Raw genomic sequence first — 14,569 nt, 5'->3', positions numbered from 1 at the left:
CCGAGCGAATCCGCTCAGGGGCTGCTTCGTATTTGTTTCAATCCTGGTGGGTCGCCATGTAGCGAGCCGGGTACTCACCGCCGCCGTGAACGGCGATGTCGGCGCCGTTCACGTACGAGGAGAGCGGGCTCGCCAGGAACAGGCAGGAGTTGGCGATATCGGCCGGCACGGCCATGCGCTCCATCGGAATGGTCCTGGTGACCGCAGCGCCGCCGTCGGCGCCGTAGACCTCGGCGGCAGCCTCGGTACGGATCAGGCCGGTGGTGATGTGGTTGATCCGGACCTTCGGCGCCCATTCGAGGGCCAATGCCTTGGTCAGAACGAGGAGGCCTGCCTTGGCTGCGCTGTACGCCGCGGTTCCGGGCTGCGGGTCGATCGCCGAGACACTGCCGATGTTGATGATGGCACCGCCGTCGTCCTGAGTCTGCATCACTGCATTTGCGGCCTGGGCAACGTTGAAGGGTGCCAACAGGTTCAGGGCCACGATCTTCTCGACGAAGCGGGGTGACACCGTCGCAGCATCGGCATCGGGGGAGCCGCCGGCGTTGTTGACCAGGACGTCCAGACGGCCGAAGCGCTCGACGGCATCCTGGACGAGGGCTGCGGCGTCGGCGGGATCGCGGACGTCAGTGGCGCGAAAGGCTGCGCTACGGCCGTCGGCGGTGGGTAGGTTTTCGGGCTCGTTACGGCCACAGACCAGCACGTTCGCACCCGCGGCGAGGAAGGTTTCGGCGATGACGTAGCCGATGCCTTTGGTGCCGCCGGTGACGATCACCGAGCGTCCGCTGAAATCGACGGGGTTGGGCAGTGTCACGGTGGAGCCTTCCTGGTGCGGTGCCGAGCTGAATTGCCGCCCAATGTGATTGACGCGACGTGGTCGCACACCTTAGGGTCAAGCAAGTGCTTGGTTGTTTTGTAGGTCGAGTGTAGACGACAAACAGCGGCAGTCACCAGAATCGACCGGTCCCTCCCGCAAAAGGGACCTCTGCGTCGACGGACATTGGAGTAGTCACATGGGCAAGCTCGAAGGCAAAGTCGCACTCATCACCGGTGCGGGTCAGGGAATCGGGCAGGGGATTGCCCTGGCCTTGGCCAAAGAGGGCGCCGTGATCGCCGTTGCCGGCCGCACCGAATCCAAGTTGCACACCACGTGTGGACTACTGGCTGACATCGGTGCGCGCGGTGAGGCGGTGGTCTGCGACGTCAGCAAGAAGGACGACATCACCGACGCCGTGGACCGTACCGTCGAACTGTTCGGCGGAATCGACATCCTGGTCAACAACGCCAACGACTGCAAGCCCGGCCCACTCTTGAGCGTGCTCGACGAAGACTTCGAGCGTTCCTTCGCGACGGGGCCGCTCGCCACCCTGCGCATGATGCAGGCGTCGTACCCCCACATGAACAGTCGTGGCGGTGGCGTCATCATCAACATGGTCACCTCGGCGGCGGTGCGCTGGGATGCCAGTAACTACGGCGCTTACGGTTCCATCAAAGAAGGCATGCGCTCGTTGACCCGCGCTGCGGCCTGTGAATGGGGCAAGGACAACATTCGCGTTCTCAATGTTGCCCCGCACGCCAAGACTCCCGCGTTGCAGTGGTGGATGGACAAGAATCCCGAAGAGGCAGCGGCATTTGTCGCAGGTATTCCGCTGGGACGCGTCGGAGACCCCGAGACCGACATCGGTCGTGCCGTCGTCTTCCTCGTCAGCGAAGACGCCGGGTACCTCACGGGTGCCACGATCCCGCTCGACGGCGGCCAGTCGCGCTGGGGCTGACCGCCATCGACCCGATCAGGTCATCACGGCGCCGCCGTCGACGGCAATCGTCTGGCCGGTGACGTTGCGAGCCTTGTCACTGAGCAAGAAGGCGACCATCTCGGCGATGTCTCCGGGCGTCTGAGCTCGACCCATCGGAACCATCTGTGCGACAAAAGAATCGAAGACGTCAGCATCGGAAACATCTGTGAGCGAGGGATCGCGTCGACGCAGTTCCTTGATGGTTCGAAGCCACATGTCGGTGAGGATCAGGCCGGGCATGACCGTATTCGAGCGAAGTCCTCGAGTCGCACCGATCCGGGCGACGCTGTGACTCATCTCGATCACGGCGGCCTTCGACGGTCCGTAGTGCGCGAGCATGTCACCGCCCAAGCGGGCACCGATCGACGCGATGTTGACGATCGCTGCCGGACCCTCGGTTCTGCTCACGAATTCGCGGCACATCAGGAAGCTGCCCTTGGTGTTCACCGCAAAGGTGTTGTCCCACTGGTCTTCGGTGATCTCGAGGAACGGAGTGAAGACGCCGATTCCGGCGCCGTTGACGAGTGCAGTCGGGCTTCCGGCCGATGCAGCCACGTCGAAGGCGTTCTTGACGTCACCTTCACGTCGAACATCGCATCGTGCCGTGTGGACTGCTACGCCAAGGCTTTCCAGGCGTGCTGCGGTGTCGGCGAGTGCGGCCTCTTCGATGTCGAGGAGAAGCAGGGTGCCGAAGTCCTCCGCAAGGCGCTCGGCAATAGCGGCGCCCAACCCGGCAGCTGCGCCGGTGACAATGGCTACGGGCGCGCTCACGGCAGGTGCGTTTCGAGCAGTGGGGCAAGCAGTTCGGCTGCGCGCGCCGCCGTGATGACTTCGCTCGGGTCCACCTTGGTCACGACTTTCGAAGCAGAATCTTCGTAGACATGCTCACCGATGAGTCGCCCCTGCTCGTCGTACGGCCAGACAAATGCCAAGGTCCGACGCACGAGATACCAACCGTCGGGGTCGATGTCCGACGACTGTTCGGGGGCTGCGGGGGTGGATCCACCCGATTCGTGCACCGCGCCGAACACCCCGTCTCCCAGAATCGATCCTGGGACGAATTGACTGAAGAGAGTCTCACCCGAGAATCCGCTGTCGGAGACCGCGAAGTCGGACTGTCCGGTCCACATGACAAGGGTGTCCGTCTCGGCGAGTGACTGGTAGAAGTTGGTGACGGCGTCCATGCCGTCGAGGACAATCGACTGCCCGTCTTCGAACAACCGGTAGACGGGTTCTTCGACGGTCATGTCGGGCGAGAGGATTTCCTTGTAACGACCGGAGACCTCGAGCAATGCGTGGCGCCGGTAGTTTCGGAGGATCTTCTGGTGCCGCGGATTGTCGATGGTTTCCAATTGCTTTTCGACGCCATCCATCATGTGGACGAATTCGTGCTCGTACTTGCTCATCACATCTCCTGGTTTCGCGGATTCGGCGGGCTGTCCGGATCTGCGACAACTGTGACCTGACGTGGCATTCGCTGTACATGTAGAACTTCGTTCGACAATTGCCGGTTTGCTTAACTCCGCTGTTCAGATACCGTGATGGTCATCACTTTGCTGGCGAACAGCGGCCTAAGACAACCGAATGGACGGTAATGAAAAAGGCGAGAAGAGGTGAAGATCTGAATCTGCGGTTGGTGTCCTCGTTGCTCGTCGTCGTGGCGGAAGGGCACTTCGGCCGAGCGGCAGACCGGTTGTTCGTCACGGCGCCTGCTCTCAGTCAGCAGATTCGTCGACTCGAGGAACAGGTGGGTGTCGAGTTGGTTGATCGCAGTTCGCACCCGGCGGTGCTCACCGCCGCGGGTGAGGTGTTCGTCGCGGATGCGCGGCCCGCTCTCGAGTTCGCCGTTCGCGCGATGAACGGGCTCGACGCACTCGAGCGTCGGCGGGCCAGGCGGTTGCGGATCGGATTCATCAACGGGGCGGCCGGAAGTTTGGGACGTGCGGTGATCGATTCGTTGCATGCGGAGGTGGAGCTGGTCCAATTGGACTGGTCCCAACAGGTTTCCGCGGTGGCGAGCGCGACCGTCGATGCCGCCTTCGTGCGCCCTCCACTGCCGGTGCTCGACGGTGTGGTGCTCGAACGGATCGGCGTCGAACCGCGGGTGGTGGCCCTGCCTCGAGGACACCGACTGGCGGGCCGTACGAGTATCGAGATTTCTGAAATAGATGGGACTGTGCAGGTTTCGAGTGACGGTGCGCCACCCGAATGGGTGAAATGGTGGTCGGTGGACCCGCGCCCGAGTGGTGTACCCGTCCGGTACGGTCCCTCTGTCCGCACGATGGACGAAGCGCTCGAGGTTGTCGCCAACGGTCGGGCGGTGGTGATAACGGCAGCAACCATTGCCGAGTACTACACCCGCTCGGATATCAGTTTCGTGCGCATTTCCGACATCGAGCAGTGTTCGATCGATCTGTGTACCCGCGAGGGCGACAGCAGTCTGGCAGTGATCGAGCTACGCAAAGCTGTTTCAGCCCTCGGTACCGCCAGGTGATTGCCGTGTCCTGATGTGATGCGCATGTACTCGGATGAAATACGCATTCTTGCCGTCTTCGTTTTAGTCAGATAGACTAAAACTATGAAAACGATCAGCACGGCACTTGAAATCGTCGAGGCAGCACGAGTTTCGGCCGATGTGTTCGGGGGAGACTCCAGCGATCTCGACACCCGTCGCGCTGCAAAGCGTCGTTTTCATCGGCTCGCCTCCGCCATTCATCCGGACCGGGCGAAGCCCGAAGATCGGGTGCGATACTCGGCCGCGACATCTCGGTTGAACGAGCTATACCGCAGTTGGACAGCGGAGTTCGAGCCGGCAGATTCTCGGCCCGTTTATGTCGGCGAGCGGGGCGAGTACACGTTGGGTGGACTGGTAGCGCGCGGCTCGGTCGCTAACCTGTACCGGTCCGATGCCGGTGTCGTACTGAAGATTCCGCGAGACCCTCGGGCGAACTCGATGATCGAGGCCGAACGGAATGTGTTGACGGACATCGAGAATTCGTGCGAAGCCGGTTGGGCAGTCTCGTACTTCCCGCGATTGATCGATCAAATCACCCATGTGGGCAGCGGCACGAGACGTCAGATCGATGTGTTGGACGATCTGACCGAAGGTTTTGTGAGTCTCGCCGACGTCCGTGAGGCGTATCCAGGTGGCCTCGATCCACGGGACTGGGCGTGGATGCACCGACGGCTACTTCGGGCTCTGGCAGCAGCGCATGCGACTGGTTGGGTGCACACGGCGATTACCGCGGAGAACGTGCTGATCGAGCCTGATCGGCACGGGGTGGTGCTGGTCGGCTGGTCCTTTGCCACCCGTACGGGCAGCCGCCCGGTGGCGACGATCGGTTCCGATCGTGATTCGTACCCACCGGAACTCGGCGAAGGAGCGTCTCCGGCCTGGGACGTCTACATGGCTCATCATTTGATGCTCCGAATGCTGGGCGAGCAGACCCACGAACGGATGAAGGTGTTTGCCGACGGCTGCATGCAGGACAACCCGAGATTGCGTCCCGACGCGGTCGACCTACTGGGTGAGTTCGACGAACTCCTCGATCTTCTCTATGGCCAGCGGACATTTCGTCCGTTCGCCGTTCCATCCACGAAAGGACAGTGATTGTCATGGGCTACGGATACTGGGACGACAACACCTATTTGGCGGGCAAGACTTTTCGTGCCGCACGCGGTGTCGACGATTTCGGTTACACCGATTCGCTTCGGTCGCGTCCGCGAAGCAGTTGGAAAGCGGACCCGACCCTCGACCCCTTCGGCGTCGACAAGCGTGAATGCCGAGACTCGGCCGGGCACCCCGATTCTCTCCCGATAGCAGTGCTTTTCGATGTCACCGGCTCGATGGGCGCTGTTCCTCGAATCATGCAGGACAAGCTCGGAAAGCTGCACGGGCTGCTGCAACGCAAGGGATACGCGGATGATCCGCAGATTCTGTTCGGTGGTATCGGCGACGCCGATTCCGATCAGGTGCCACTACAAGTCGGCCAGTTCGAGTCGGGTAACGCGATGGACGAGCAGCTTCGGACCATCTTCCTCGAGGGCAACGGTGGTGGACAGAAGTCGGAAAGCTATGAATTGGCAGCATATTTCATGGCGCGCCACACCAGTACGGATGCCTGGGAGAAGCGCGGAAGGAAAGGCTACCTCTTCATCATCGGCGACGAGCTGAACAAGCCGCGGCTCTCGGCTCGTCACATCCGTTCGGTGATCGGGGACAAGGTACGTCAGGACGTATCGGTCTCGTCGATCTACCGTGAACTCGAAGAAAGATGGAATGTCTACTTCGTTCTGCCAGATCAGTCGTCGTACTTCAACGATCCGGAAATCGCGGATCACTGGAAGAAGTTGCTCGGTGAACGCTTCGTCAAACTCGACGACCCCGCTGCGGTGTGCGAACTGATCGCGCTGACGGTCGGAATCGGCGAGGACCGCATCGACCTGCGTGACGGACTGGCGGATCTCCGCGACATCGGTTCAAGAGCTGAAGCCGAGACCGTCGGCAAGGCTCTCGCTGTAATTCCAGGGCGCAGCACCGCGACGGTGGCCGGGTTGCCCCACGATCTCGGAACCGATACGGACGATGTCGATTTCGCATAGAAGGAGAGCATGATGGAGCCGTTCGAAGACCGCGATATCGTCGTCGTAGACCTCGGGTTCGGAGATGCGGGGAAGGGAGCAACCGTCGATTGGCTTTGCTCCGACCAAGCCGATTTGGGTGTGGCCGCAGTGGTCCGGTTCAACGGTGGGGCACAGGCAGCGCACAACGTGACGGTCGGCGAGCGCCACCACACGTTTTCGCAGTTCGGTTCGGGAACGCTGTCCGGCGTCCCGACGTTTCTCTCGAGATTCGTGTTGGTCGAGCCCATCGCGCTCGCCCGGGAGGCGCGTGCTCTGGAAGCGCTCGGAGTTCGAAATCCGTTCGATTTGATACGGATCGACGCGCGCGCATTGTTGACGACGCCGATTCACGTGGCCGCCAACAGGGCCCGTGAGGATGTTCGCGGCGGTAACCGACACGGCTCGTGTGGCAAGGGGATCGGTGAGACCGCGGCGTATGCGCTCGAAGTTGCGGATGCGCCTACGGTGGGAGACTGCCGGCGACCTGATTCCTTGCGTCGTAAGTTGTCGGCGTTGGCCACATTCTACGGACCGTTGATCGCGGAGAGTCGCCACGGTTTTCCGCCGATCGACGACATGGTCGACATGTACGCGGAATTCGGTGCCGTCGTGGACATCGCCGACCCGGATGCGCTGGGCGCGTTGGGTGCCCGTGGTCGTCTGGTATTCGAGGGGGCACAAGGTGTCCTTCTCGACGAGTGGCGGGGGTTTCACCCACACACCACGTGGTCGACGGTCGAACCGTCCAACGCGCGAGCGATGATCGACGAGTTGGGCCGGGACAGTTACGTACTCGGCGTCACCCGCACGTACATGACACGACACGGAGCTGGGCCCTTCCCGACGGAGGATCCGGAGCTGGCGAAGGTGTTGCCCGAGCTGCACAACGGGACGGGTGAGTATCAAGGCGGATTCCGGACGGGCCACCTCGACGAGTTGTTGTTGCACTACGCAATCGAGGTGAGCGGTGGCGTCGACGGTTTGGCGCTTACTCATCTCGACGCGATGGATCGCGCGCGGGCTGCAGGCGTCCCGATCCACGGGGTGCACGCGTACGAAGGATTGCCGTTCGTTCCCGTCGGAGAGTGGAAGGATCTCGATCACCAGCAGGCGCTGACAGATTCCCTGAAAGCCGTAGGGGTCGTGCCGAAGGAACTTCCGGCCGACCCGGAGGATTTCGCCCGGTATCTGAGCGAGGAAATGGGTGCGCCGGTAGTGCTGACCGCGAACGGTGCCGACCGGGTCGATCGTCAGATGCGATGCCCAGTGCCTGCATGATGGACGGTGTGGACCAGTCACTTGTCTCGATCGATGTCATCGCGCTCCGGTTCGGCAATCCGGAACCCGGGATGTTGCGATTTGCCGTCACTCCGCGGCAAGCGGAGCCGTACACCGGGCAGTTGGCGCTGCCCGGTGTACTGCTGGGCGCCGGTGAGCGGTTGCAGGACGCCGCCAGGCGAGCCGTGACCACCAAGCTCGGAATTCCCGACGAGAAGATCCTCGTCAGCGGTCAATTGACCGTGTTCGACGAACCCAATCGCGACCCCCGCGGTCCGACGCTCTCGGTGACCATGTGGGCAGTGATCTCGTCGGACGAGGTGCCGGGTTCGGCCGAATGGGTGAGCTGGGACAACCCGGGGGACCTTGCGTTCGACCACAATCGGATAGTCGCCGATACCCGCCCGATCCTTGCTGACACCCTGTTGTGGCGAGATCAGGCATTCACGCGGGCATTACTGGGTCCGTCGTTTCCGGCGTCGTACGCGCTGGCCGTGGCGGAGGAGCTTTCCGGTGTGCGTCCGGACCCGGGCAACTTGAACCGGACGCTCAAAGCGTTGCCAGGGCTGGAACGTACGGACGAACGAGTCCGGGTCAGTGCCACCGGGCGACCCGCGGTGGTCTGGGCGTGGACCGAAAACAGCTGACCTACCTCAGAAGTTGCCCCGCGCGGCCTGCTCACGCTCGATCGCTTCGAACAGGGCTTTGAAGTTTCCCAGTCCGAATCCCAGTGAGCCGTGGCGTTCGATGATCTCGAAGAACACGGTGGGACGATCTCCGATCGGCTTGGTGAAGATCTGAAGAAGATAGCCGTCCTCGTCGCGGTCGACGAGGATGCCTCGCTTCTGCAATTCCTCGATCGGAACTCGAACCTCTCCGATACGCGCGCGCAATTCGGGATCCTCGTAATACGAAGCCGGAGTAGAGAGAAACTCGATTCCTTCGTCGACCAGAGCATCGACTGCTCCGAGGATGTCGTTGGTCGCAAGCGCGAGATGCTGAGCGCCGGGACCTCGATAGAACTCGAGGTACTCGTCGATCTGTGACCGCTTCTTCGCGATGGCAGGTTCGTTGAGTGGGAACTTGACTCGGTGATTGCCGCTCGAGACGACCTTGCTCATCAGCGCGGAGTAGTCGGTGGCTATGTCGCCGCCCACGAACTCGGCCATGTTGGTGAATCCCATGACCCGGTTGTAGAAGTCGACCCACTGGTCCATCTTGCCGAGTTCGACATTGCCGACGACGTGGTCGAGGGCCTGGAAGATTCGCTTGGGCGCGCCGTCACGCTTGCGGTACGACGACGTCCGTTCGACGTATCCGGGAAGGTAAGGGCCGGTGTAGCGGGAACGGTCGACGAGGGTGTGCCGAGTCTCGCCGTACGTCGCGATGCTGGCCAGGCGAACGGTGCCGTGCTCGTCGGTGACGTCGTGCGGTTCGCTCAACACCGTCGCGCCTTGGGTGATGGCGTGTGCGATGCACTTGTCCACGTCAGGGACGCTGAGCGCGATGTCGCGGATACCGTCGCCGTGACGGCTGTGATGTTCGATCAGCGGACTTGCCGGATCCACAGCGCCCTTGACGACAAACCGCACGGCCCCGCTTTTGAGTACAAACGCGTGGTGGTCGCGGTTTCCCGTCGACGGGCCTGAATAGGCCACCAATTCCATGCCGAACGCAGACTGGAAGAAATGTGAAGTCTGCGTGGCATTTCCGACGATCCATTCGAGGCCGTCCCAACCGCTCACGGGGAAGGGATCGTGATCGCTGTCGTACTCGACCAAGCCGACCAACTGGCGCAATTGCTCCAGATCCAGGCCGGCCAACTGTTCGTCGTCGGTGAGAGTCTGTTCGACGGTCATGATGAGTCCCCTCTGAGTGCGATGTACACAGCGCGGTGCTCGAGTTATGTTCGGCACTGCCAGTACAAACAGATAAGTCCTTCAGAGGTTGGGTAGTCAACGGAGGTAGTTGAAAGTAGACACAGCGCCGGAATGCGAAGATGGTGGCACTGTTTTGTAGGCAATTTGCATAGTTGAACGACGAGTGGAGCAGACGTGAATCTCGACGCAGTGGATCTGGCTCTGTTGGACGCGATGAACAAGCACCCGAGAGCCGGTGCGTTGGAGCTTTCGCGTCAGGTCAAGGTTGCGCGGGCGACAGTGCAGGCGAGATTGAAAAGGATGGAAGATGCGGGCGTCATCGCCGGATACGCGCCGCACATCAATTTAGCTGCAGCGGGTTTCGGAGTACAGGCATTCGTGACTTTGCAGATCGCCCAGGGGGCGCTCGACACCGTCACAGCGGAACTCGAGGCAATCCCCGGTGTGCTCGAAGCCTTTGCCACCACCGGCTCCGGCGACGTGCTGTGCCGGATTGCCGCTGCGTCGCACGAGGATTTGCAAGCGACGCTGCTCGAACTGAATCGGTCGGGGATAGCCACCCGGTCGACCAGCGTCATGGTTCTCTCGGTTGTGGTGCCACTCCGGTCGATGCCCCTCCTGCAGACTCTGCAGTCGGAGCAGACGACCAAGGCCCCGGCGTACCGACGAGGCGGTCAGTCTCGCTGACGACCCGGAGCCCAGAATCCCAGAACGATCGCGGATACCCACATGATCGAAGCGAGCGTGAGTGCTCCTTGATCCATGCCTTTGATGAAGGCTTCACGGGCGAATTCGGCCAACTGGGCACCCTGCGGCCCGGCTGCTTCGGCGACGTGGAGAGCGGCGGCCAGAGAACCGGATACCGGCTCCTTGGCCGGTTCGGGTAGCAAGTCGACCGCGGGCTGGACGTGATTTCCGTAGCCGGCGGCGAGGATACTTCCCGCCAGTGCAACGCCGATGGCGGAGCCGATCTCACGGGTTGCGTCGTTGACTGCTGAGGCAACCCCCTGTTTGGAGTCCGGTGCGTTGGAGACGATGGCAGCAGTGGCGGGGGTTGTCGACAAACCCAATCCAATGGCGGCCACTACCAAGGGAACACAGACTTCGGCATAGGTCGAACTGGCATCCAAGCGCGTCAAGAGCGCAATTCCGGTTCCGAGGAAGGCAACCCCGGTGGCGGTGAGAGCGCGAAGGCCGATACGCGGAATCAGTAGGGGAGCAACCACGGACAGCGCCATCACCGGCACAGCGATCGGCATCAGGGCGAGCGCCGATTGCAGGGGGGAGTAGTCGAGCACCAGTTGGAGATACTGCACGATCAGGAAGAACAAGCCGAAAGTCGCCAGGAATTGCAGGGTCAGTGACGCTGCGCCGCTGCCGAATGCGCGATTGGCGAACAGTCTCACGTCCAGAAGTGGATGGCGAGTACGTAATTCGACCCAGCTGAATACCGCGGCCATGGCAATTCCGCCGACCAGCAACGCGAGAACTACCGGATCGAGCCAACCACGGGCCGGCGCCTCGATCATCCCGAGGACGAACAGCCCGATCGAGCCGGCGATCAGCGCTGTACCAGGTAGATCGAGTGGAGTTGCCTCCGTGTCCTTCGACGTCACGATCGTGAACGACACCACGAGGATGAGAACTGAGACGACGGCCAGGCTGACGAATATCGAATGCCACGACCATTTTTCGAGGAGCAACCCGGAGACGACAAGTCCGGCGATTGCACCGGACCCTGCGACGCCAGACCAGACTCCGACGGCGCGGGCACGCTGCGCCGGCGGGAAACCTGCAGTGAGTAGAGACAGCGTCGCCGGCATGACAAATGCGGCGCCGACGCCGGAGATCACGCGGGAGACGATGATCCACGACGGTTCGTCCGCGAAGACCGGAATCGACGAGCCAGCAGCAAAAACGAGTAGTCCGAACATGAGCAGTTCTCGTCGACCGTATCGATCGCCGAGTGCGCCCGCCGGCAACAAGAGACAAGCCAGCGTGAGCGTGTACCCGTCCACGATCCACGTGAGCTGGCTCTGTGTTGCGCCGGTATCGCGGGCCAAGTCGGGAAGGGCCGTGTTGAGAGCGGCCATCGCTGCGACGACCAGCGCGACGGCGCAGCACGCGACCGTCAGCATCCAGATCTGTCGGATGGTCCACGTGGACTGTTCGAGCGTCGTATCGCTACTCACGAAACCTCCCGATAGAAACAAGACCATCAGTATCGTTACAAGAACAGCAGTTCCACAACCCCCAAGTGGGTATAACTGAAGTTGTGACGGTGGGAATCGACAAGCAGGGAATCGAACAGCAGGGAAACGACGAGGACCCGCGCAAACAGCGTTCCAGGTCCAGGTTGCTCGACGCAGCGACCACGCTGCTGGCAGAAGGCGGCGTCGACGCCGTGACGATCGATGCCGTCACCAAGTTGGCCAACGTCGCGCGTGCGACGCTGTACCGCCATTTCGACAGCGGCACGGAGTTACTCGCCGCGGCATTTGCACGTCTACTGCCGCCGGTGCCGGAGATGTCCGGTGAAGGCGATCTCCGCGCGCAGTTGCTCGAGTTGTTGACCAGTCAGGCCAAGGCCATCGAAAGCGCACCGATCCAGGTGACGGCGATGTGCTGGCTCGGCTTGGGGCCGGAACTGAAGGGCTATTCGAGCGTCGATGCCCTGTCCACGGACAAGCCCGAATTGCGATCGCTGCGCCAGACGGTTTTCGAGCAGTACCGACACGCGTTCGATCGGATCCTGCGCTCGCCGGACGCGATCGACGCGTTGGGGGAGTACGACTACGACGTCGCACTTGCTCAGTTGGTCGGACCTTTGGTGCTCACCAAGCTGGCCACGCTGACGCCTCTCGGGGAGGCTGCGTGTGAGCAGATCGTGGACGACTTTCTGGCTGCACGCGGAGTGTCGAGCTGAGAGCTCACGGCTCCAGATTGCGGCGTAGCACGTACTGCTCGAGCCTGTCGATGCCGCGCACTCGTCGCGGACGTAGGTGCCGCAGTTTGAAATTGGCGTCCGAGCCGAGTTGGGTGGCCAACTCGGAGTCGATCAGCACGGTGCCGGGACGAGCAGAGCTGGTGAGACGCGCGGCCTTGTTGACCACCGAACCGTAGAGATCTCCGAAGCGAACCAACGTCGGCCCCATGGCCAGACCCACCCGAAGCTGCGGATCGTCGTGATCGGCGAGGACCGCCTGCTGGATCTGCAAAGCGATCTCGGCGGCATGGTGGGGACTTTCAGCGGCGAACATGACCTCGTCACCGACGGTCTTGACCACCCAGCCGTAGTTGCGACCGATGATTTCGGTGGACGCGGACTCGAACCGCTCGAGCAGATCGTTGAGTTCGGCGGAGTCGAGGCCGCGGGTCAGCGAGGTGTACCCGACGATGTCGGCGAAACCCACGACCAGAACACGACTCGCTACTTCTTCGCCCGGGTTTCCGACGTTGCGGCCCGTCGACGACGCGACGTGGCGCTTCCAGACGTACGTCTGCAGAGATTCGACAGCGGGAATGATCTCGGCGCCGAGGCGCAGAACGATCTTCCGGATCGCTTCGGGCTCGTGATCTGCCGAGTCGGCGAGCTGGTCGATGATGTGTGTGCTGATCAGCGAGACCTGCCACTCAGCCAACCTCGACATCGACTGCCCCAGTGAACGGGCGGCAGCCACCTCACTGCTCTGCGAGATGACTCCTCGATTGACCATGTCGATGATCGTCTTGAGGGCGTTGGCGTCTTGCTGGGTGAACATGACGGCGTCGGGATCCTCGTCGACGGCAAAGCCCATCGCGACCCACAAACGATCGGCACGCTCGCGTGTCACACCGGCGAATTCCGCGATCTGCGATTGCGTGAAGCAGCGCGGTCCGCCGAGGAGGGACTCCTCGATGTCGGCTTGAATCCGGCTGAGCAGATGAGCATCGACGTCGACCGGATCAGCAGTGTGAGGTTCAGCAGCGTGAGATTCAGCAGGGGCGGGTTCGGTGACCTCGTCGATCCACTCTGACTCCGAACTGCTCACCGTGCTCCTTCTTGCCGCAACGAATTTCTGTCCACCATCTTCCACGCGGTGCCCCGAGAACAGTACTGAATTGGCCGAACCGTCTACGGATCCTCGGGCTCAGGCGGGCGGTGAGAGTCAACACGTCGGTGGCTTGTGCAAGAGTTGCCCCGAGAAAAGCACTGTCGATACCGAAATGCACGAGATACTTCTGAAAGGACCTGCGCATGCCACCCCGTAGACGTTCCGGCGCTGCCGCATCAACGCCGGATCACCTCACTGCGGACAATCTGGCAGCGCTCGCCACGGCTGTCGCCGAAGGCAAGCGCGCCACCGTCTATCTGCGCGAGGCGACTCCCAGCCTGGGGATCGAAGCCGGTACCTCGGCGAAAGTCGTGTCGGTGGACGGCAACACCGTGATGATCCGCCCCAAAGGCGTCAACGACGAATTGCCTTTCGAGGCAGAGGAATTGCGCATAAACCGCGTCTCCGCGGCACCGGCCAAACCGGCGCCACGGCCCAAACCAGTTGTGGAGTCCGAGCCCCTGATGGAGCCACTCGTAGAGCCTGTTCGACCGAAGCCGCGTGCGCAGCCTGCACCCGCTCCGGTACCGACTACCACTGCTGCCCCTGCCGCGACACCTCGTCCGGCCGTCAAGCGTGCGAAGAAACTGCCGGCCGGCATCAGCGTCACGATCCATGCGGGCGCGGACAACGACTGGAGCGTGACGGTCACACAGGGCGCGAAGCGTCCGGGCAAAGCAGTTCCGGTCGCACCCGATGCGGTCGAGCGAGCTGTCCGCGAGTTGGGTGAGCCCACCGCAATCGAGGCTGTCGAGTCCATCATCGTCGCTGCACGGGACATGGCTGCAGCGCGAGTCGACGAGTTGAGTCGTCAGCTCGAGGAGGCACGCAAGATGCTCGAAGCGCTCGGAGCTACCGACTAGAAACGCTGCGTAGGTCCGCACTTTCCGGGGTATGC

General features: G+C 62.1%; 15 protein-coding genes. 9 read left to right on the top strand and 6 right to left on the bottom strand.

The genetic code is table 11. The annotated features are described in order from the left end of the window. Positions 1 to 37: 37 nt before the first annotated feature. Positions 38 to 814 (bottom strand): SDR family oxidoreductase, encoded by a 777-nt coding sequence (locus AC1Q6C_RS04820; protein ID WP_003940546.1) that lies wholly within the window; start codon positions 812 to 814, stop codon positions 38 to 40. Positions 815 to 1,013: 199 nt separating this feature from the next. On the opposite strand from AC1Q6C_RS04820, the gene AC1Q6C_RS04815 reads away from it, so the two are divergent. Next, positions 1,014 to 1,775 (top strand): SDR family NAD(P)-dependent oxidoreductase, encoded by a 762-nt coding sequence (locus tag AC1Q6C_RS04815; protein ID WP_007732643.1) that lies wholly within the window; start codon positions 1,014 to 1,016, stop codon positions 1,773 to 1,775. Positions 1,776 to 1,790: 15 nt separating this feature from the next. Here AC1Q6C_RS04815 and AC1Q6C_RS04810 read toward each other — a convergent pair whose 3' ends face one another. Together AC1Q6C_RS04810 and AC1Q6C_RS04805 are read right to left on the bottom strand one after the other, a co-directional pair. Next, on the bottom strand, positions 1,791 to 2,567 hold the full coding sequence (locus tag AC1Q6C_RS04810; RefSeq protein ID WP_007732641.1) for an SDR family NAD(P)-dependent oxidoreductase: 777 nt from the start codon (positions 2,565 to 2,567) through the stop codon (positions 1,791 to 1,793). Beyond that, on the bottom strand, positions 2,564 to 3,202 hold the full coding sequence (locus AC1Q6C_RS04805; RefSeq protein ID WP_007732640.1) for a hypothetical protein: 639 nt from the start codon (positions 3,200 to 3,202) through the stop codon (positions 2,564 to 2,566). The genes AC1Q6C_RS04810 and AC1Q6C_RS04805 overlap by 4 nt, the downstream gene beginning before the upstream one ends. A gap of 188 nt (positions 3,203 to 3,390) precedes the next feature. On the opposite strand from AC1Q6C_RS04805, the gene AC1Q6C_RS04800 reads away from it, so the two are divergent. The 5 genes from AC1Q6C_RS04800 to AC1Q6C_RS04780 all read left to right on the top strand — a co-directional run bounded on the left by AC1Q6C_RS04800 (position 3,391) and on the right by AC1Q6C_RS04780 (position 8,344). Beyond that, on the top strand, positions 3,391 to 4,290 hold the full coding sequence (locus tag AC1Q6C_RS04800) for a LysR family transcriptional regulator (protein ID WP_230359071.1): 900 nt from the start codon (positions 3,391 to 3,393) through the stop codon (positions 4,288 to 4,290). A gap of 84 nt (positions 4,291 to 4,374) precedes the next feature. Next, entirely contained in the window at positions 4,375 to 5,406 is a 1,032-nt protein-coding gene (locus tag AC1Q6C_RS04795; RefSeq protein ID WP_209447964.1) for a hypothetical protein, read from the top strand. A 5-nt stretch (positions 5,407 to 5,411) separates the two neighbouring features. Beyond that, a complete protein-coding gene (locus AC1Q6C_RS04790; RefSeq protein WP_161120058.1) occupies positions 5,412 to 6,398 on the top strand; it encodes a hypothetical protein in 987 nt (328 codons plus the stop codon). Between the two features lie 9 nt (positions 6,399 to 6,407). Further along, positions 6,408 to 7,697 (top strand): adenylosuccinate synthetase, encoded by a 1,290-nt coding sequence (locus AC1Q6C_RS04785; protein ID WP_412770917.1) that lies wholly within the window; start codon positions 6,408 to 6,410, stop codon positions 7,695 to 7,697. Further along, on the top strand, positions 7,694 to 8,344 hold the full coding sequence (locus tag AC1Q6C_RS04780; RefSeq protein ID WP_020909123.1) for an NUDIX hydrolase: 651 nt from the start codon (positions 7,694 to 7,696) through the stop codon (positions 8,342 to 8,344). Before AC1Q6C_RS04785 ends, AC1Q6C_RS04780 begins: the two co-directional genes overlap by 4 nt. A 6-nt stretch (positions 8,345 to 8,350) precedes the next feature. Here the strand turns inward: AC1Q6C_RS04780 and hppD are convergent, their stop codons facing one another. Next, complete coding sequence (hppD, locus tag AC1Q6C_RS04775) at positions 8,351 to 9,556, bottom strand: 4-hydroxyphenylpyruvate dioxygenase (protein ID WP_064443733.1); 1,206 nt, start codon at positions 9,554 to 9,556, stop codon at positions 8,351 to 8,353. 195 nt (positions 9,557 to 9,751) lie between these two features. Between hppD and AC1Q6C_RS04770 the strand changes: the two genes are divergently transcribed. Continuing rightward, positions 9,752 to 10,264: an Lrp/AsnC family transcriptional regulator gene (locus AC1Q6C_RS04770; protein ID WP_003939810.1), complete on the top strand. Its 513-nt coding sequence runs from the start codon at positions 9,752 to 9,754 to the stop codon at positions 10,262 to 10,264. On the opposite strand, the gene AC1Q6C_RS04765 is transcribed toward AC1Q6C_RS04770, so the two are convergent. After that, positions 10,252 to 11,796, bottom strand: a complete 1,545-nt coding sequence (locus tag AC1Q6C_RS04765) for an MFS transporter (RefSeq protein WP_050656830.1) — start codon at positions 11,794 to 11,796, stop codon at positions 10,252 to 10,254. The two genes, AC1Q6C_RS04770 and AC1Q6C_RS04765, sit on opposite strands and share 13 nt — an antisense overlap. A gap of 56 nt (positions 11,797 to 11,852) precedes the next feature. Here AC1Q6C_RS04765 and AC1Q6C_RS04760 point away from each other — a divergent pair, with 56 nt between their 5' ends. Beyond that, a complete protein-coding gene (locus AC1Q6C_RS04760) occupies positions 11,853 to 12,503 on the top strand; it encodes a TetR/AcrR family transcriptional regulator (RefSeq protein WP_030537009.1) in 651 nt (216 codons plus the stop codon). 4 nt (positions 12,504 to 12,507) lie between these two features. Here AC1Q6C_RS04760 and AC1Q6C_RS04755 read toward each other — a convergent pair whose 3' ends face one another. Then, a complete protein-coding gene (locus AC1Q6C_RS04755; protein ID WP_082931257.1) occupies positions 12,508 to 13,653 on the bottom strand; it encodes an adenylate/guanylate cyclase domain-containing protein in 1,146 nt (381 codons plus the stop codon). A gap of 161 nt (positions 13,654 to 13,814) precedes the next feature. On the opposite strand from AC1Q6C_RS04755, the gene AC1Q6C_RS04750 reads away from it, so the two are divergent. Next, complete coding sequence (locus tag AC1Q6C_RS04750; RefSeq protein ID WP_003940205.1) at positions 13,815 to 14,534, top strand: DUF6319 family protein; 720 nt, start codon at positions 13,815 to 13,817, stop codon at positions 14,532 to 14,534. Positions 14,535 to 14,569 lie beyond the last annotated feature (35 nt).

The organism is Rhodococcus sp. MT28, from assembly GCF_058792695.1.
The sequence above is the reverse complement of the archived record's forward strand: the minus strand, read 5'-3'. Positions and strand labels throughout refer to the sequence as shown.

Bases quoted from the DNA above. Each gene is read 5' to 3' on its own strand.
- AC1Q6C_RS04765 (WP_050656830.1), bottom strand. From the start codon at position 11,796: ATGGTCTTGTTTCTATCGGGAGGTTTCGTGAGTAGCGATACGACGCTC.
- AC1Q6C_RS04800 (WP_230359071.1), top strand. From the start codon at position 3,391: ATGAAAAAGGCGAGAAGAGGTGAAGATCTGAATCTGCGGTTGGTGTCC.
- AC1Q6C_RS04750 (WP_003940205.1), top strand. From the start codon at position 13,815: ATGCCACCCCGTAGACGTTCCGGCGCTGCCGCATCAACGCCGGATCAC.
- AC1Q6C_RS04805 (WP_007732640.1), bottom strand. From the start codon at position 3,202: ATGAGCAAGTACGAGCACGAATTCGTCCACATGATGGATGGCGTCGAA.
- AC1Q6C_RS04780 (WP_020909123.1), top strand. From the start codon at position 7,694: ATGATGGACGGTGTGGACCAGTCACTTGTCTCGATCGATGTCATCGCG.
- AC1Q6C_RS04790 (WP_161120058.1), top strand. From the start codon at position 5,412: ATGGGCTACGGATACTGGGACGACAACACCTATTTGGCGGGCAAGACT.
- AC1Q6C_RS04815 (WP_007732643.1), top strand. From the start codon at position 1,014: ATGGGCAAGCTCGAAGGCAAAGTCGCACTCATCACCGGTGCGGGTCAG.
- AC1Q6C_RS04795 (WP_209447964.1), top strand. From the start codon at position 4,375: ATGAAAACGATCAGCACGGCACTTGAAATCGTCGAGGCAGCACGAGTT.
- AC1Q6C_RS04785 (WP_412770917.1), top strand. From the start codon at position 6,408: ATGATGGAGCCGTTCGAAGACCGCGATATCGTCGTCGTAGACCTCGGG.
- hppD (WP_064443733.1), bottom strand. From the start codon at position 9,556: ATGACCGTCGAACAGACTCTCACCGACGACGAACAGTTGGCCGGCCTG.